Genomic DNA, 17,050 nt, shown 5'->3' on the forward strand with positions numbered 1-17,050 from the left:
CTACTCCCCCGTCGCGACCTCGCGGTCCGGGTCGCTGCTCCACTGCGAGAACGAGCCCGGGTACAGGGCCGCCGGGACACCGATCGAGGCCAGGACGGCGATCTGGTGCGCCGCGGTGACGCCCGAGCCGCAGTAGACGGCAACGTCCGGGGCGGCGCCGTCGGCGTCACCCCGGTCACCGCCCGCGGTCGGGACGCCCAGCCCGGCGAACCGCGCCCGCAGCTCCTCCGCCTCGAGCAGCCAGCCGTCAGGGGTGAGGTTCTCGCGCGTCGGCGCGCTGACCTCGCCCGGCACGTGCCCCGCACGCGGGTCGACCGGCTCGACCTCGCCCGTGAACCGGGCGTGGTCGCGGGCGTCGAGCACGACGCCGGGGTGGTCGGCCACCTCGTCCGCCGTCACGGTGGGCAGCCTCCCGGGCGCAAGCACGACGTCGCCCGGCCGGGGCCGCACGTCCCCGTCCTCGAGGTGGTGGCCCGCCGCGACCCAGGCGCGCAGCCCGCCGTCGACGATCCGGACGTCCGCCACCCCGGCCCAGCGCAGCAGCCACCAGGCGCGTGCGGCCGAGGTGCCGCCGGCGTCGTCGTACACCAGGACCGTCGAGTCCCCGCCGACGCCCCACCGGCGCGCGGCCGCCTGGAGGTCGGCGAGGTCGGGCAGCGGGTGGCGGCCGGCGCCGGTCGAGGGCGGCCCTGCCAGCTCCGTCTCGAGGTCGACGAACACCGCACCGGGCAGGTGGCCGCGCGTGTACTGCGCACGGCCGTCCCCGGCGCCGAGCGCCCAGCGCACGTCGAGGAGCACGGGCGCCTGAGCGCTCCACACGAGGTCGTGCACGACGTCGACGTCGGCGAAGACCGCGTCCCGCAGCGGGTCGCGCGACGGCGGCGCCGCCGGTCCGGACTCCTGCGGCGTCCCGGCGTGCACCCCGATCGGGTCGACGCGGCCGAACGCCGCGCCCGTCGCCTCGGCCCCGACCGCGCCGACGCGCCGCCGCAGCCCCAGGCGCATCACGACGGCGTCGGCCCCCTCGGGCTGGTAGTACCGCTTGCGCAGGCCGATGCGCACGAAGCCGGCGTTGCGGTAGAGCTGCTGCGCCCCGCCGTCGTGCGCCCGCACCTCGAGGAAGAGCTCGGTGCCGCCCGCGTCCCGCGCCGTCTCGACAAGCGCGTCCACCAGGAGGGTGGCGACGCCGCGTCGGCGCGCCTGCGGGGCGACCCCGACGGTCATGACGGTCCACTCCGGTTCGAGCGCCACACCCGCGTAGCCCATCAGGTCGCCGGAGTCGTCGACCGCGGCGAGGTAGACGCGGTCCTCGCGGTCGAGCTCGTCGACGTAGGTGCGCCGCGACCACGCGCCGACGCCGAACAGCTCGGGTTCGAGCTGCTCGACGCGGTCGAGGTCACCGGGTGTCAGCGGGCGGATCCGGGTGGCGGTCATCGGGGCTCCGGTGCGGTGGCTGCGGTGGCGGCAACGGCGGGTTCGAGCCCGCCGGGGGCGCCGTGGACGTCCGGCCGGCGCAGGTAGAGCGGCGTCAGCGGGACCGACAGGCCCGCCGCGACCCGCGCGGAACCGAGCGTCGCGAGGTGGTGCACCTCGAGATCGGCGCCGGGCTGCAGCGCCGGGTAGGCCTCGGGGTAGAGCACGGTCCCGCTCCCGACGGCGGCGGTCGGCTCCGCACTCGGGCGGTGCACCGCGAAGTCGCCGTCGCGCCGCAGCCCGCCGGCTGCTCCGGCATCACGCACGTAGGTGGCCGTGTAGACCTCCCGACGGCGCGCGTCGGTCGCGACCACGACCTCCTCGAGCGCGGGGTCGGCCGCGAGGGCGCCGGCCGCCCACGCGTCGAGGCTCGGCACGCCCCACGCGGGAACACCGAGGCTCAGCGACAGCATCTCCGCCGTCACGAGCCCGACGCGGAGCCCCGTGAAGGGGGCGGGTCCGGTGCCGACGGCGACCGCCGTCACGTCCGCGGGCCGCAGGCCCGCCTCCTCCAGCACCTCCTGCACGAGGGTGGTCGCGTGCTCGGCGTGCGCCCGCGCGTCGGCGTGCACGCGCGCCGAACGTACGACGCCGTCGCGCACCAGGGCGACGCGGGTTCCGCTCGAGGTGTCGAGCGCCAGGATGACCTCACTCACCGCTCCAGCGTAGGCGCTGCGTCCGACAGCGCCCGGCGGGGCGGCCGTCAGGGGCGAGCGACGGCGGCGGCGAGCGCCGCGCCGTCGAGATCCGCCCAGCGCGCCCCGACACCGCGCACGGTCACGTCGCGGCCGGTGTCGACGGCGTCGCCGCGCGCCCGGTCGATCGTGAGCTCGAGGCGGTCCTCGGCGAGCGCCTCGGTCAGGCCGGCGCCCCACTCCACGACCGTGACCGACTCCTCGAGGGTCGCGTCGAGATCGAGGGCGTCCAGCTCCGTCAGACCGCCGAGGCGGTAGGCGTCGACGTGCACGAGGTCGGGGCCGTCCGTCGTCGAGCGGTGCTCGCGCGCGATCACGAACGTGGGCGAGGCGATGGTGCCCCGCACGCCCATGGCTCGGCCGAGCCCCTGCGTCAGCGTCGTCTTCCCGGCACCCAGGTCGCCGGAGAGGATCAGGAGGTCGCCGGCGCGCACGAGTGCGGCGAGGGCCGCGCCCAGCGCCGCCGTCGCCTCCGCGTCCGCGAGGTGGATCCGCGCCTGCGGCGCCTCGGGACCCTCGGGGACGGTCGCGCCGCTCACCACGCCCGCTCCTGCTCCGCCAGCTCCTGCGCGGCGCGGCCGGCCGTGCCGACGTACACGCGCGGCACGCGGGAGCCGAGCCGCGTGACGATCTCGTAGGAGATGGTGCCGACGGCGTCGGCCCAGTCCTGCGCCGTCGGCTCGCCGTCGCCCCCGGGACCGAACAGGACGGCGACGTCGCCCGCCCGCTCGCGGGCGCCCCGCCCCAGGTCGAGCACGACCTGGTCCATGCAGACCCGGCCCGCGATGGTCAGGCGGCGGCCACCGACCTGGAAGGGCCCGACGCCGCTCGCGTGCCGCGGGATCCCGTCGGCATAGCCCAGGGGGATGTCCGCCAGCACCGTGTCCCGCGTGGTGGTGTAGGTGTGCCCGTAGCTGACGCCCTGGCCGGCCGGCGCGTCCTTGACCAGCATGATCTCCGCCTCCAGGCGCATGGCGGGCGTGAGCCCGAGGTCGGTCGGCGTGCGGCCGGGGACCGGGCTCAGCCCGAAGACGGCCAGGCCCGGGCGGACGAGGTCGAAGTGCATCGCCGGGTTGACGAGGGTCGCGGCCGAGTTCGCGAGGTGGCGGACCTCGAGCCGCGCACCCGCCGCCTCCGCGCGCGCCACGGCCTCCGTGAACACCTCGAGCTGCGCCTGCGTGACGGGCGAGGTGACGTCCTCGGCGGAGGCGAGGTGCGACCAGACGCCCACGACCTCGATCAGCCCCTCGGCCTGCGCGACCATCGCCTCGGCGAGCACCTGCGTCCACTCGGTCAGGAACATCCCGCCGCGCGCCAGCCCGGTGTCGACCTTGAGGTGCACGCGCGCCGTGCGGTCGCTCGCCCGCGCCGCCGCGACGACCTCCTCCAGCGCCCAGCGCGCACCGACCGACAGGTCCAGGCCCGCGGCCAGCGCGCCCTCGAGCGGCGCGCCGGGCGCGTAGATCCACGTGAGGATGCGGCCGGTGACGCCCTGCGCGCGCAGCGTCAGCGCCTCCGCGAGCTGCGCGACGCCGAGCCAGGTGGCGCCGCCGGCCTGCGCCGCGAGCGCGGAGGGCACCAGCCCGTGGCCGTACGCGTCGGCCTTGACCACGGCCATCACCTCGCTGCGCGGGGCGAGGGTGGCCAGGTGGGCGACGTTCCCGGCGATCGCGTCGAGATCGACGACGGCGCGGGCGGGGAAGGTGCTCACGACGTCAGTCTCGCAGAGTCGCGAGGAGCGCGCCCAGACTCCCGCCCACCGCACCGGCGACGTCGCCCGCGACGACGGGGCCGCCCCTGCCGCCCCTCCCCGCCCGCCGCGCGGCCCACCCGTGCAGGAGCGCGGCGGCCGCGGCCAGGGGGGTCGCGAGCGCCGGCTGCGCGACGACGTCGTCGGACCGGCCCGCGAGGGCGGCGCCCAGGACCCCGGCGAGCACGTCGCCCGCACCCGCCGTCGCGAGCCAGTCCGTGCTCCCGTCCTGCGAGTGCACGGGCGTCCCGGGTCCCGCCACGAGCGTCACCGATCCCTTGAGCAGCACGGTCGCCCCCGTGAGGTCGACGGCGCGGCGCAGGTGGTGCGCCGGGCGCGCCTCGACCTCGCCGCGCTCGACCTGGTCGCCGCGCGCGGACAGGAGACGGGCCAGCTCACCCGCGTGGGGCGTCAGCACGATCTGCGCCCCCACGCGCTCGGGCAGCACGTCGAGCGCCCCGGCGTCGACGACGGCGGGCAGCCCGTCCGCGATCGCGCGCGCCAGGGTCTCGCGCGCCTCGGCCAGCCGCTCCTCGTCGTCGACCCCGACTCCGGGTCCGATCACCCACGCCTGCACGCGACCGGACCCGGCGACCACCTCGGGGTGCCGCGCGAGCACGGCGTGCGCCACCGGGTCCGGCCCCGGGTAGCGCACCATCCCGACCAGCGGCGCCGCCGCCGACGTCGCGAGCACAGCCGCCCCGGGGTAGCGGACCGATCCCGCCAGCACGCCGAGCACGCCGCGCGAGTACTTGTGGTCGTGCGGGCCGGGGACGCGCCAGAGCGCGGCGGCGTCGCGGGGCGCGAGTCGGACGACGGTAGGGGCGACTGCCGCGAGGTCCAGGCCCAGGTCGACGACCTCGACCCGTCCAGCCAGCAGCGCGGCCGGGGGAGCAGCAGGCCCGGCTTCGCGGTGCCCGTGGTGAGGGTGGCGTCGGCGGCCAGGACGGGGCCGTGGACCTCGCCGTCGTCGACACCGGCGCCGCTGGGCACGTCGACGGCGACGACGTGGGGACGCGTCCCGCCCGCCGCGGTGCGCACCTCGATCGCCTCGATCAGGGCGACGACGGCGGTGCGCGCCCCGCCCCGCAGCGGACCGTGGGCGCCGATGCCGGTCACGCCGTCGAGCACGACGTCGGCCGCGGCGGCTCGCGCGGCCCAATCCGACCCGGGGTCGGCGTCGGCGTCGGCTTCGGGCGGCAGGGTGAGAGGGGTGATGCCGGCACGCCGCGCCGCGACCGCTGCGCCCTCGTGCACCCGGGATCCGACCAGCAACGCCGTGACCTCGACACCCCGCCCGGCGAGCTCGGCGGCGGACAGCAGCGCGTCCGCGCCGTTGTCCCCGCTCCCGACCAGCGCCACCACCCGGGCCCCGGCGACCCTCCCCCGCTCCTGCCGCAGGTGCCGGGCGACGGCGGTGCTCAGCGCTCGTACGGCCGTGGCCATGAGCGGACGCCCGGCGGCGAGCAGGGGCGCCTCGGCGGCGGTGACGTCGGTGGAGCGGTGAGCGGTCAGCACCCGTCCATCCTCGCCGAGGACGACGCCGGTCGGGCGGTCGGGCCGCGTCCTCGGGCGGTCCGGCCTACCCGTCGGGCGGTCCGACGTCGCCGTCGGGCGGTCTGAACGCGAGCCCCGACCACGCCTCCACGCATCACCGCAGGTCACAGCGGTGCCACCCTGGGGCGGCCGTCGGTGAGACCACCCGACGGGTCGGTCGGACCGCCCGAAGGGCCCGCCAGACCGCCCGAAGGGCTCGCCAGACCGCCCGACGGTCCCACGCACCGACCGTCAGCGATCGCCGCCCGTCCGCTCGGCGATCGCGAAGGCGGAGGCGATCCCGGCGTCGTGCGACAGCGAGAGGTGCCAGCGGTCGACGCCGAGCTCCTGCGCGCGTGCCAGCACCGTCCCCGTGATCTGCACGACGGGTGCCGCCCCCGGCACCCGGGCCACGCTCGCGTCGTGCCACCGCATCCCCGCGGGCGCGCCGAGCGCCTTGGCGATGGCCTCCTTCGCGGCGAACCGCGCCGCGAGCGAGGCGGGCGCCAGGTCGCGCTCGACCGGCGTGAACAGGCGCTCCGCCAGCCGCGGCGTGCGCTCGAGCGTCGCGAGGAACCGGGCGACGTCGACGACGTCGATCCCCACCCCGACGATCACGTCGCGCCTACTCGACCGTGACGGACTTGGCGAGGTTGCGCGGCTGGTCGACGTCGAGACCCTTGGCCTTGGCGAGCTCGCTCGCGAAGATCTGCAGCGGCACCACGGCCACGAGCGGGGACAGCAGCGTGGGCGTCTGCGGCACGCGGAAGACGATGTCGGCGTACGGCGCGACCGCCTCGTCTCCCTCCTCCGCGATCACGAGCGTGCGCGCTCCGCGCGCCCGGACCTCCTGGATGTTGGAGACGACCTTGTGGTGCAGCTGGTCGCGCCCGCGCGGCGAGGGCGCGATGACGAACACGGGCTGGCCCTCGTCGACCAGTGCGATCGGGCCGTGCTTGAGCTCGCCCGCCGCGAAGCCCTCGGCGTGGATGTAGGCGATCTCCTTGAGCTTGAGCGCTCCCTCCAGCGCGACCGGGTAGCCCACGTGCCGACCGAGGAACAGGAAGGACGGCTCGTCCTTCATCGCCTGCGCGACCTCGCGGACGGCGGCCTCGCCGTCGAGCACGTGCTGGATCTTGTCCGGCAGCGCCTGCAGCTCGTGCAGGATCTCGCGCAGCTCGTCGGCGAACTTCGTGCCGCGCAGCTGCGCGAGGTAGAGGCCGAGCAGGTAGCACGCGGTGATCTGCGCGAGGAAGGCCTTGGTGGAGGCGACGGCGACCTCGGGGCCCGCGTGCGTGTACAGCACGGCGTCGGACTCGCGCGGGATGGTCGACCCGTTGGTGTTGACGATCGCGAGCACCGAGGCGCCCTGCTCGCGCGCGTGCCGGACCGCCATGAGCGTGTCCATCGTCTCGCCGGACTGCGAGATCGCCACGACCAGCGTCCGGGCGGTGAGGATCGGGTCGCGGTAGCGGAACTCGTGCGCCAGCTCGACCTCGACCGGGATGCGGCACCAGTGCTCGATCGCGTACTTGGCGACGTGCCCGGAGTAGGCGGCGGTGCCGCACGCGATGACGATGATCTTGTCGATGCTGCGCAGCGTCGACTCGGGGATGCGCAGCTCGTCCAGCACGAGGGCGCCGGTGGCGTCGGTGCGGCCGAGCAGCGTGTCCGCGACGGCCTTGGGCTGGTCGTGGATCTCCTTGTCCATGAACGAGTCGAACCCGTCCTTGACCGCCGCGCTCGCGTCCCAGTCCACGGTGAACTCGCGCGGCGTCACGCCCTCGCCCGCGAACGTCACGACGTCCACGCTCGTGGGCGTGATCGTCACGACCTGATCCTGGCCGAGCTCGAGCGCGCGCGAGGTCGAGGAGATGAAGGCGGCCACGTCGCTGCCCATGAAGTTCTCGCCGTCGCCGAGCCCGACGACCAGCGGGGAGTTGCGGCGCGCGCCCACCACCGTGTCGGGGACGTCCTCGTGCACGGCGAGCAGCGTGAAGGCGCCCTCCAGGCGGTTCACGACGGCGAGCATCGCCCGCGTGAGGTCGCCGTCCCACGCGGCGGCGAGCAGGTGGGCGACGACCTCGGTGTCGGTCTCGGAGGCGAAGGTCGCGCCGTCGGCGGCGGCCTGCGCCCGCAGCTCGGCGAAGTTCTCGATGATGCCGTTGTGGATGACGGCGATCTTCCCCGCCCGGTGCGGGTGGGCGTTGGCGTCGGTGGGGCCGCCGTGCGTGGCCCAGCGCGTGTGCCCGATGGCCGCGGTGGCGTCCGGCACCGGCGAGGCCTCGAGCTCACCGAGCAGATTGGTCAGCTTGCCGGCGCGCTTGGCGGTGGCCAGCCCCGACGGGCTGACGAGCGCGACACCGGCGGAGTCGTACCCGCGGTACTCGAGCCGACCGAGACCGGCGAGCACCACCTCGAGCGGGCGGGCGGAGGGGACCTGGGGGCCGACGTAGCCGACGATTCCACACATGCGGCCACGATAACCCCCGCTCGTGCGTCAGACTGGAGCACGTGGACGACGCGACGCCGGGGCCGACCACCGCCACCTCCCCGCCTGACCTCGGGTGGCCCGATCCCGCAGCCGCCGGCACCTCCACCGCCCCCGCGACGGCCGCCGAGGAGAGCAACACCACACCGTTCGTCGAGCTGGACCGGCGGGACTGGAGCCGGCTGTCGGCCTCGACCCCGCTCCCGCTGACCGCGGACGACGTCGTGCGGCTGCGCGGCATGAGCGACCCGATCGACCTCGCCGAGGTGGACACCGTCTACCGCCCGCTCTCGCGCCTCCTCGGTCTCTACGTCGAGGGCGTCGAGCACGTGCACGCCGCGACCTCGACGTTCCTCGGCGAGCGCGCGACGCGGACCCCGTTCGTCATCGGCGTGGCCGGCAGCGTCGCCGTCGGGAAGTCGACGACCGCGCGCGTGCTCGTGGAGATGCTGCGCCGGTGGCCGGAGACCCCGCGCGTCGAGCTCGTGACCACGGACGGCTTCCTGCTCCCGAACGCCGAGCTGGAGCGCCGCGGCCTGATGACCCGCAAGGGGTTTCCCGAGTCCTACGACCGCCGCGCGCTCCTGCGGTTCCTCGCTCGGGTGAAGTCGGGGGCGAGCCACGTGACCGCGCCCGTGTACGACCACCTGACCTACGACGTCGTGCCGGACCGCACGGTCACCGTCTCGCGGCCGGACGTGCTGGTGGTCGAGGGGCTGAACGTGCTGCAGCCGGCACGCCCGAACCGCGAAGGCACCTCGGGCCTGGCGGTCTCGGACTTCTTCGACTTCTCCATCTACGTCGACGCCCGTACGCGCGACATCGAGCGCTGGTACGTCGAGCGGTTCCTGCGCCTGCGCCGCACGGCGTTCGCGCAGCCCGGCTCCTACTTCCGGCGCTACGCCGACCTGGACGACGCGCAGGCCCGCGCCACCGCCGCCGACATCTGGCGACGCATCAACGAGCCGAACCTGCGGGCCAACATCGTCCCGACGCGCTCGCGCGCGCACCTCGTGATGACGAAGGACGCCGACCACCGGATCCAGCGGGTGCTGCTGCGCAAGCTCTAGCCGCGGGGGCGGTCCTCGGCGTCCACAGCGCCCTCCACGCTCTCTGAGGCCCCCGTCTGCGCCTCGCCGCCCGTAGCCTCGGCCCCCGCCGGGAGCGCACCGTCCCTCGCCAGCGCCGCGCGGTCGCGCGGGCTCAGCTCCGCGGGCCCGAAGCCGAGCCGCGCCAGGAGCTTGTCCATCAGCAGGCCGATGAGCACACCCCCGGCCACGCCGACCGCGATCGACAGCAGCGGGTTGCCGTGGAAGAGCGCACCCGCCACGATCCCGATCGCCGAGCCGAAGCACGCCCACAGGATCGCGGCCACGGCGTCGAACGCCAGGAACCGCCGCAGCGGGAAGCCGACGGCGCCGGCCGTGATGTTCACCGCCACCCGCCCGACGGGTACGTACCGGGCCGCGAGGATGAAGACGCCGCCCCGCACGCGCAGCTGCTTCTCCGCCCACGCCAGGAGTGCGCGACCGCGTCGGGTGCGGAAGATCCGCAGGCGGTGGATCGGGATGCGGCGACCGATCGCGAACGCGATCAGGTCGCCCGTCATCGCGCCGGCGGCCGCCACGGGGATCACCGCCCACAGGGGCAGCGCGTCACCGTGGATCGACAGCGTGGCGAGCGCGATCACGATCGACTCGCTCGGCACCGGCGGGAAGAACCCGTCGATCGTGCAGAACACGTACAGGACGAGCAGCATCCAGGGTTGCTCGGCCGCCTGCAGGACGAGGTCCTGCATCGTCTGGAAGAACTCGGCCATGTCGTCCTCTGCGTGCGCCGTGCGTGAGGCTCCACCCTGTCACGGCGAGCGTGTCCCGGACCTCCACCCGCAGGGGGATCCGGCGGTCAGAGACTGAGTCGCTCCTCGACGACGGCGGCGAGCTCACCGGCCACGAGGGCGGCGCGCTCCTGCGTGTCGGCCTCGACCATGACGCGCACCAGCGGTTCGGTCCCGGAGGGCGCAGCAGCACGCGGCCGTCCTCGCCGAGCGCGGCCTCGGCGGCCGCCACCGCCTCGAGGACCACGGTGTCGCGCGAGGCGCCCGCCCGGTCCACGCCCCCGACGTTCACGAGGATCTGCGGCAGCCGACGGATCGTGGCCGCCTGCCGGTCGAGCGGACCGTCCGTGGCGACCAGCGCCGCGAGCTGCAGTGCGGACAGCACGCCGTCGCCGGTGGTGGCGTGGTCGGACATGATGATGTGGCCGGACTGCTCGCCACCGAGGTTGAACCCGCCCGAGCGCATGCGCTCGAGCACGTAGCGGTCGCCGACGGCGGTCTGCTCGACGGTGATCCCGGCGTCGCGCATCGCGTGCAGCAGTCCGAGGTTGCTCATGACCGTGACGACGAGCGTGTCGTGGGCGAGCGTGCCGGCACGCTGCATCGAGCGGGCGACGAGGCCCATGATCTGGTCGCCGTCCACGAGCGTCCCGGTGGCGTCCACCGCCAGGCAGCGGTCCGCGTCGCCGTCGAACGCGACGCCCATCGCCGCCCCCGAGGCCACCACGGTGGCCTGGAGCTGCTCGGGGTGCGTCGACCCGCACTTCTCGTTGATGTTGCGGCCGTCGGGCGAGGCGTTGATGACGACGACGTCCGCGCCGGCCTCGCGCAGCGCCTGCGGGCCGACCTCGCTGGCCGCGCCGTTGGCGCAGTCGACGGCGATCCGCAGTCCGCGCAGGTCGGTCGTGACCGTGGTGAGGAGGTGCTCGACGTACTGCTCGCCGGCGTGGCCCGTGTCGCGGCTCAGCCGACCGACGTCGGGCCCCGTGGGTCGGTCCCACTCCTGGCCCAGGAGGGCGGCGATCTCGTCCTCGAGGTCGTCGGGCAGCTTGTGGCCGCCGCGCGAGAGGAACTTGATGCCGTTGTCCGCCATCGGGTTGTGCGAGGCGGAGACGACGACGCCGATGTCCGCCTCCGTGGCGGCCGTCAGGTGCGCGATGGCCGGGGTCGGCAGGACCCCGAGGTCGACGACGTCGACCCCCGCCGAGGCGAGGCCCGCCGCCAGCGCGGCCGAGAGGAACTCCCCGACGCGCGGGGGTCGCGTCCGACGACCGCACGCGGACGACCGCCGTGCCGCGCCGGTGCGGGACGGTGGTGGTCGCCGGCGTGCGCCGCGAGCACACGCGCAGCCGCGACGCCCAGCCCGAGCGAGAGCTCGGGCGTGACGTCGCGGTTGGCGCGGCCACGGACCCCGTCGGTGCCGAAGATTCTCGACACGGGTGCGGGATCGATCAGCGCTTGGAGTACTGAGGCGCCTTGCGGGCCTTCTTGAGACCCGCCTTCTTGCGCTCGGTGACGCGGGCGTCGCGCGTGAGGAAGCCGGCCTTCTTGAGCGTGGCGCGGTTGGCCTCGACGTCGATGCCGTTGAGCGCCCGGGAGATGCCGAGACGCAGCGCGCCGGCCTGGCCCGAGATGCCGCCGCCGTCGATGCGCGCGATGACGTCGAAACGCCCCTCGAGCTCGAGCAGCGTGAACGGCGAGCTCACGAGCTGCTGGTGCAGCTTGTTCGGGAAGTAGTCCTCGAGCGTGCGGCCGTTGATGGTCCACTCACCGGTGCCGGGGACGAGGCGCACGCGGGCGACCGCCTCCTTGCGGCGACCCACGGCGGCGCCGGGGGCGGTGATGCTCTGCCCACGGTCGGCCACGGTCGCGGCGGTCTCGGTGGTGTAGCTGCTGGGCGCGTTCTCGTCCAGCTCGTCGGTCAGCGGCTGAGCCACGGTTCTCCTTGGGTGGTGTGGTGTGACACGGCCCGTGAGGGCCACGGTGCGCGTGTTACTGCGCGACCTGCGTCAGCTCGAAGGCCTGGGGCTGCTGGGCGGCGTGCGGGTGCTCGGCGCCGCGGTACACCTTGAGCTTGCGCATCTGCGCACGCCCGAGGCTGGTCTTGGGGATCATGCCGGCGATGGCCTTCTCGACGGCGCGCTCGGGCTTGGTGGCGAGCAGCTCGGTGTAGGAGGTGGCCTTGAGCCCACCCGGGTAGCCCGAGTGGTGGTAGGCCTTCTTCTGCTCCGCCTTGCTGCCGGTGAGGGCGACCTTGTCGGCGTTCACGACGATGACGAAGTCACCGGTGTCGACGTGGGCCGCGTACGTCGCCTTGTGCTTGCCGCGCAGCAGGTTCGCCACGTGGCTCGCCAGGCGGCCGAGAACGACATCGGTCGCGTCCACGACGTACCAGGTGCGGTCGACGTCGGACGGCTTCGGGGTGAACGTGCGCACAGTCGTAGCCTTCGTTTCGCTTGCGAGGGGCTCCGCAGCGGTCTCGGCCTGTCTGGCCCTGACCACCGGTGGAACCTGATGGTTGCGGTGTGTGCTGGACGACCGCGGAGCCTGCTCCGGCGACCTGCCCCGCTGCTGACGCCCCGTCCGGACCGACCGCGCTCGGCGGTGACGATGTCCTGGAGCGTTGGCGCGCGAACGCACAACGACGATCAAGCGTACTGCGGGCGGACCCGCCCGTCAAAACTGGCAGCCGGGACAGGGGCGTGATCCGCGTCGCGTCGAGCACCTCCCTGGTCTCCGGCGCGCGGCGGTGCCACAGTGGAGCGATGACGGAACACCTCGACCCCGAACAGGTCGCCGAGCCCGACGGCGACCAGCTGTCCGCCGGCGACACGCTCGACGACGCCCCGGTCGCGGACCCGCTCGACGAGAGCTACTCGCCGCCGGACCGCGACAGCCGCAGCCACTGGGGCGAGACCGCCCTCGAGGAGCAGACCGCCCAGCCGCTCGCGGACCGCCTCGCCCAGGAGGAGCCCGACCTGTGGGACGCCCCGGAGGCCGGTCGCGAGTCCGACCGTGCCGGTCGCCTGGAGGAGTCCGGGGACGCGGGCCGCGCGCAGGACGCCTGGGCGCGCGACGCGGGTGTCGCCGGTGGGGCGGCCGGGGCCGAGGAGGCAGCGGTGCACACCACGTCGCTCGAGGAGCTGCAGGCCGTCGAGGACCGTGAGTCCCGAGGCCTCGAGCCCGAGTACGACTGAGGCTCAGCCGCCCAGCGTGCGCACCGCCCGCGCGGTGCGCGCACGCTCGGCGAGCTCCGCGTCGGGCGGGTACCCGACCTCCTCGAGCACCAGACCGGTCGGCGGTGCGACGGCGACGGCGCCGTCGCGTCGCACCGCGTCCAGCACCTCCCGCGGCCACGCCACCTCCCGCCGGCCCTCGCCGACGGCGAGCAGCGCCCCCACGAGCGAGCGCACCATCGAGTGGCAGAACGCGTCGGCGCGCACCGTGATCGCCACGACCCCCGCCTCGCGCCCCACCGCGGCCTCCTGCAGCGTCCGGATGGTCGTGGCACCCTCGCGCGGTCGGCAGTAGGCCAGGAAGTCGTGCTCGCCGAGCAGTCGACGGACGGCGTCGTGCATCGCCGGAGCGTCGAGCGCGCGGCGGTGGCGCAGCACCCAGGCCCGGGTCAGCGGGTCGGCGGCGGCGCCGTCGTCGATCCGGTAGGTGTAGCGGCGCCACAGGGCCGAGAACCGCGCGTCGAACGCGTCGGGGACGACGGCGGCGCGCCGGAGCACGACGTCGGCCGGCGCCACGCCCGCGACGCGGGTCACGAGCACGTCGCCGGGAGCGCGGTCGCTGCGCCCGGGGACCGCCTCCCACGCCGCCCGGGGGACGTCGAGGTGGACGACCTGACCGCGCGCGTGCACCCCGGCGTCGGTGCGTCCGGCGACGGTGAGCGTGACGGGTGTGCGCAGCACGGTGTCCAGCGCCCGGGTCAGCTCACCCTGCACCGTGCGGCGGCCCGGCTGGACGGCCCAGCCGGAGAAGTCGGTGCCGTCGTAGGCCACGTCGAGACGCAGTCGGACCACGTCGGGGGTGGAGGTGGGCATCCCGCGAGGTTATCGCCTAGGTTCGGACCCCGTGGAGGCGACGCTGGCGGTGGACTGCGGGGGCGGCGGCATCAAGGCCTCGGTGCTCGATGCGGCGGGGACGCTCCGTGCCCCCGCCGTCCGGCGGCCGACCCCTTATCCCCTCCCCCGGACCGTCTGCTGGCCGAGGTCGCCGCGCTCGCGGCGCAGCTCCCCCGGCCGACCGCGTGACGATCGGGATGCCGGGGATGGTGCGCCACGGCGTCGTGGTCACGACGCCGCACTACATCACGCGCGGCGGCCCGCGCACTCGCGTGCTGCCGGAGCTCGTGGCGGCGTGGTCGGGGTTCGACGTCGAGCGAGAGGTCGCCGCCCTGCTCGGGGTCCCGGCGCTCGTGCTGAACGACGCCGAGGTCCACGGGTGCGGCGTGGTGGCCGGGACGGGGCTCGAGGTCGTCCTCACCCTCGGGACCGGGCTGGGCAACGCCGTGTTCGACGGCGGCCGCCTGGCCCCGCACCTCGAGCTGAGCCAGGCGCCCGTCCGGTGGGGCCTGACCTACGACGAGTACATCGGCGAGCACGAGCGGCTCCGGCTCGGGGACGCCCACTGGTCGCGGCGCGTGCGGCGCGTGGTCGAGGCCCTGGCCCCCGTGCTCGTCTGGGACCGCCTGTACCTGGGCGGCGGCAACGCGCGACGGGTGAGCGCGGCCACCGTGGAACGGCTGGGTGACGACGTCGTCGTGGTCCCGAACTCCGCCGGGATCGTCGGCGGCGTGCGCGCCTGGTCGATCAGCCGCTGACGGCCTCGAGCGCGTCCAGCAGGGCCCGGCCGTAGGCGCGCGGCCGGTGGAGGCTCACGAGGTGGTTCGCCCGGCGCACGAGGACCCAGGACGCCGACGGCGCGGCCGCGCGGAACGCTCGCTCGTCGAGGCGGAAGTGGTCCCACTCCCCGATGACGAAGCGCAGCGGGAGGCCCCGGTCCTCGAGCGCGGCGAGATCCGCGAGCGGGTTCGCGGCGAGCACCGCGGTCAGCGTCGCCGCCTGGCCCGCGCTCGCGAGACCGCCCGCCCCGACGTCGACCGCGCCGCTCGCCCCGACGGCCAGCCGGGCGGCGATCCCGCTCAGGCGGTCCGCGCCGCCACCGCTCGCGCCGATCACCCGTGAGATCGCGATGAAGGCCCGGTGCACCGGGGTGCCGGGCAGCGCCGTGCACGAGGAGACGACGACGCCGTCGCAGCGACCGCCGCGCGCCGCCCAGTGCAGCGTCACGTAGCCACCGAGCGAGAGCCCGACGACGACCACGCGCCCCGCCGCTCCCGCCACCGCCTCGTCCAGGACCGCGCACGCACGGGCCAGGGTGAACGGTTCGTCGCGCCGTGTCCCGTGCCCCGGCAGGTCGACGGCGACAGCCTCGTACCCGTGCGTGGCCAGCGTCGCGACCTGCGCGCGCCACATCGTCGCCGAGGTGCGCACGCCGTGCACGAGCACGACGCGGGTGGGGGCTGCGGCACCGGTCATGCGCACCATCCTCGCCCGGGGTGCGACGAGGCCCGGACCGCAGCTGCGGTCCGGGCCTCGCCACGACTCACTTGGCGTCGGCCTCGTCGGCCTTCTCCGCGGGAGCTTCGGCCGTCTCGTCGACGGGCGCGTCCTCGACCGGCGCGTCCTGCACCGGGGCGTCGCCCTTCTTCGAGGCTCGGCGCGTCGCGGCCGTCGCCTCGGCGACCGTGGCCTGCTTGGCGCTGAGCGGCTCGAGCACCAGCTCGATGACCGCCATGGGGGCGTTGTCGCCCTTGCGCGGGCCGACCTTGGTGATGCGGGTGTAGCCGCCGGGACGATCCGCGACGAGCGGGGCGATCTCCGTGAACAGGGCGTGCACGACGCCCTTGTCCTTGACGACCGTCATGACGCGACGGCGCGCGGCGAGGTCGCCGCGCTTCGCGAACGTGACCATCCGCTCGGCGAGCGGGCGCAGGCGCTTGGCCTTCGCCTCCGTCGTCGTGATGCGACGGTGCTCGAACAGCGACGTGGCCAGGTTCCCCAGCATGAGTCGCTCGTGTGCCGGTCCGCCTCCGAGGCGGGGGCCCTTGGTGGGCGTGGGCATGGTGTCTCCTCGGGTCAGGTCACCTCAGGCGACCTCGAAATGGTGGTGGTCAGCTGAAGTTCTGGTCGAAGTCCGCGTCGTCGCCGTCGTAGGCGTCGGCCACGAGCGACGGGTCGAAGTCGGCCGGGCTGTCCTTGAGCGAGAGCCCCAGGCCGGCCAGCTTCTCCTTGACCTCCACGATCGACTTGGCGCCGAAGTTGCGGATGTCCAGGAGGTCGGCCTCGCTGCGGGCCACGAGCTCACCCACGGAGTGGATGCCCTCGCGCTTGAGGCAGTTGTACGAGCGGATCGTCAGGTCCAGGTCCTCGATCGGGAGGGCCAGGTCCTGCGCGAGCTCGACGTCGGTCGGCGAGGGGCCGATCTCGATGCCCTCGGCCGCGGTGTTCAGCTCGCGGGCGAGACCGAACAGCTCCACGAGCGTCTTGCCGGCGGACGCGACGGCGTCGCGCGGCGAGATCGCACGCTTCGTCTCGACGTCGACCACGAGACGGTCGAAGTCGGTGCGCTGCTCGACACGCGTGGCCTCGACCTTGTACGTGACCTTCAGGACCGGGGAGTAGATCGAGTCGACCGGGATGCGGCCGATCTCGCTGTCGTAGGCCTTGTTCTGCTGGGCCGAGACGTAGCCGCGGCCGCGCTCCACCGTCAGCTCGACCTCGAGCTTGCCCTTGCCGTTGACCGTGGCGATGTGGAGGTCCGGGTTGTGGATCTCCACGCCGGCCGGCGGGGTGATGTCGGCGGCGGTCACGACACCGGGACCCTGCTTGCGCAGGTACATCACGACCGGCTCGTCGTTCTCCGAGGAGACGACGACGTTCTTGATGTTGAGGATGATCTCGGTGACGTCCTCCTTCACCCCGTCCACGGTGGTGAACTCGTGCAGCACGCCGTCGATGCGGATGCTGGTGACGGCGGCACCGGGGATGGAGGACAGGAGGGTGCGACGCATCGAGTTGCCGAGCGTGTAGCCGAAGCCGGGCTCGAGGGGCTCGATGACGAACCGCGAACGGTTGTCGGCGACGACCTCTTCGGTCAGGGTGGGGCGCTGTGCGATGAGCACGGTGGTTCCTTCCTTGGGACGTCCGCTATTTGACGTCCGTGCGAGGAGCCGGTGGCGGGGTGCCACCGGCGCGGCT

The 17,050-nt window shown here is 74.7% G+C and carries 16 protein-coding genes and 4 pseudogenes; 3 read left to right on the forward strand and 17 right to left on the reverse strand.

The window, feature by feature from the left end; genetic code table 11:
* The 9 genes and pseudogenes from QQK22_RS10880 to glmS all read right to left on the reverse strand — a co-directional run bounded on the left by QQK22_RS10880 (position 1) and on the right by glmS (position 7,927).
* Positions 1 to 1,005 (reverse strand): sulfurtransferase, encoded by a 1,005-nt coding sequence (locus QQK22_RS10880; protein WP_431310192.1) that lies wholly within the window; start codon positions 1,003 to 1,005, stop codon positions 1 to 3.
* A gap of 6 nt (positions 1,006 to 1,011) precedes the next feature.
* Positions 1,012 to 1,434: pseudogene (locus tag QQK22_RS10885) on the reverse strand (GNAT family N-acetyltransferase); the annotation flags it as partial.
* A complete protein-coding gene (gene tsaB / locus QQK22_RS10890) occupies positions 1,431 to 2,129 on the reverse strand; it encodes a tRNA (adenosine(37)-N6)-threonylcarbamoyltransferase complex dimerization subunit type 1 TsaB (RefSeq protein ID WP_284250958.1) in 699 nt (232 codons plus the stop codon). The gene tsaB and the pseudogene QQK22_RS10885, both read right to left, overlap by 4 nt.
* Before the next feature lie 47 nt (positions 2,130 to 2,176).
* Positions 2,177 to 2,707, reverse strand: a complete 531-nt coding sequence (gene tsaE, locus QQK22_RS10895; protein ID WP_284250960.1) for a tRNA (adenosine(37)-N6)-threonylcarbamoyltransferase complex ATPase subunit type 1 TsaE — start codon at positions 2,705 to 2,707, stop codon at positions 2,177 to 2,179.
* A complete protein-coding gene (gene alr / locus QQK22_RS10900) occupies positions 2,704 to 3,879 on the reverse strand; it encodes an alanine racemase (RefSeq protein WP_284250961.1) in 1,176 nt (391 codons plus the stop codon). The genes tsaE and alr overlap by 4 nt, the downstream gene beginning before the upstream one ends.
* Positions 3,880 to 3,883: 4 nt before the next feature.
* A complete protein-coding gene (locus QQK22_RS18800; RefSeq protein ID WP_348525569.1) occupies positions 3,884 to 4,657 on the reverse strand; it encodes an ADP-dependent NAD(P)H-hydrate dehydratase in 774 nt (257 codons plus the stop codon).
* 221 nt (positions 4,658 to 4,878) lie between these two features.
* Positions 4,879 to 5,364: pseudogene (locus QQK22_RS18805) on the reverse strand (NAD(P)H-hydrate epimerase); the annotation flags it as partial.
* A 342-nt stretch (positions 5,365 to 5,706) separates the two neighbouring features.
* Positions 5,707 to 6,072 carry a holo-ACP synthase gene (locus QQK22_RS10910; RefSeq protein WP_284250963.1) on the reverse strand — a complete coding sequence of 122 codons (366 nt, stop codon included), beginning with the start codon at positions 6,070 to 6,072 and terminating at the stop codon, positions 5,707 to 5,709.
* A 7-nt stretch (positions 6,073 to 6,079) separates the two neighbouring features.
* Positions 6,080 to 7,927 carry a glutamine--fructose-6-phosphate transaminase (isomerizing) gene (gene glmS / locus QQK22_RS10915; protein WP_284250964.1) on the reverse strand — a complete coding sequence of 616 codons (1,848 nt, stop codon included), beginning with the start codon at positions 7,925 to 7,927 and terminating at the stop codon, positions 6,080 to 6,082.
* A 176-nt stretch (positions 7,928 to 8,103) separates the two neighbouring features.
* Here glmS and coaA point away from each other — a divergent pair, with 176 nt between their 5' ends.
* On the forward strand, positions 8,104 to 9,015 hold the full coding sequence (coaA, locus tag QQK22_RS10920; RefSeq protein ID WP_431310193.1) for a type I pantothenate kinase: 912 nt from the start codon (positions 8,104 to 8,106) through the stop codon (positions 9,013 to 9,015).
* On the opposite strand, the gene QQK22_RS10925 is transcribed toward coaA, so the two are convergent.
* The 4 genes and pseudogenes from QQK22_RS10925 to rplM all read right to left on the reverse strand — a co-directional run bounded on the left by QQK22_RS10925 (position 9,012) and on the right by rplM (position 12,218).
* Entirely contained in the window at positions 9,012 to 9,704 is a 693-nt protein-coding gene (locus tag QQK22_RS10925) for a DedA family protein (RefSeq protein ID WP_284252689.1), read from the reverse strand. The two genes, coaA and QQK22_RS10925, sit on opposite strands and share 4 nt — an antisense overlap.
* A gap of 146 nt (positions 9,705 to 9,850) precedes the next feature.
* Positions 9,851 to 11,219: pseudogene (glmM, locus tag QQK22_RS10930) on the reverse strand (phosphoglucosamine mutase).
* Positions 11,220 to 11,233: 14 nt separating this feature from the next.
* Positions 11,234 to 11,719: a 30S ribosomal protein S9 gene (rpsI, locus tag QQK22_RS10935; protein WP_284250966.1), complete on the reverse strand. Its 486-nt coding sequence runs from the start codon at positions 11,717 to 11,719 to the stop codon at positions 11,234 to 11,236.
* Between the two features lie 55 nt (positions 11,720 to 11,774).
* Positions 11,775 to 12,218: a 50S ribosomal protein L13 gene (gene rplM, locus QQK22_RS10940; RefSeq protein ID WP_284250967.1), complete on the reverse strand. Its 444-nt coding sequence runs from the start codon at positions 12,216 to 12,218 to the stop codon at positions 11,775 to 11,777.
* Between the two features lie 329 nt (positions 12,219 to 12,547).
* On the opposite strand from rplM, the gene QQK22_RS10945 reads away from it, so the two are divergent.
* Entirely contained in the window at positions 12,548 to 12,979 is a 432-nt protein-coding gene (locus tag QQK22_RS10945) for a DUF5709 domain-containing protein (RefSeq protein ID WP_284250968.1), read from the forward strand.
* Positions 12,980 to 12,982: 3 nt separating this feature from the next.
* On the opposite strand, the gene truA is transcribed toward QQK22_RS10945, so the two are convergent.
* A complete protein-coding gene (gene truA, locus QQK22_RS10950) occupies positions 12,983 to 13,831 on the reverse strand; it encodes a tRNA pseudouridine(38-40) synthase TruA (protein ID WP_284250970.1) in 849 nt (282 codons plus the stop codon).
* Between the two features lie 31 nt (positions 13,832 to 13,862).
* Here truA and QQK22_RS10955 point away from each other — a divergent pair.
* Positions 13,863 to 14,610 (forward strand): annotated as a pseudogene (locus QQK22_RS10955) (ROK family protein).
* Here QQK22_RS10955 and QQK22_RS10960 read toward each other — a convergent pair.
* The 3 genes from QQK22_RS10960 to QQK22_RS10970 all read right to left on the reverse strand — a co-directional run bounded on the left by QQK22_RS10960 (position 14,600) and on the right by QQK22_RS10970 (position 16,974).
* Positions 14,600 to 15,328, reverse strand: coding sequence for an alpha/beta fold hydrolase (locus QQK22_RS10960; RefSeq protein WP_284250971.1), 729 nt, complete (start codon positions 15,326 to 15,328; stop codon positions 14,600 to 14,602). The pseudogene QQK22_RS10955 and the gene QQK22_RS10960 sit on opposite strands and share 11 nt — an antisense overlap.
* A gap of 67 nt (positions 15,329 to 15,395) precedes the next feature.
* On the reverse strand, positions 15,396 to 15,914 hold the full coding sequence (gene rplQ, locus QQK22_RS10965) for a 50S ribosomal protein L17 (RefSeq protein WP_284250972.1): 519 nt from the start codon (positions 15,912 to 15,914) through the stop codon (positions 15,396 to 15,398).
* Between the two features lie 49 nt (positions 15,915 to 15,963).
* Positions 15,964 to 16,974: a DNA-directed RNA polymerase subunit alpha gene (locus QQK22_RS10970; RefSeq protein ID WP_284250974.1), complete on the reverse strand. Its 1,011-nt coding sequence runs from the start codon at positions 16,972 to 16,974 to the stop codon at positions 15,964 to 15,966.
* Positions 16,975 to 17,050: the final 76 nt, after the last annotated feature.

It is taken from the genome of Litorihabitans aurantiacus, assembly GCF_030161595.1.
GTDB lineage: Bacteria > Actinomycetota > Actinomycetes > Actinomycetales > Beutenbergiaceae > Litorihabitans > Litorihabitans aurantiacus.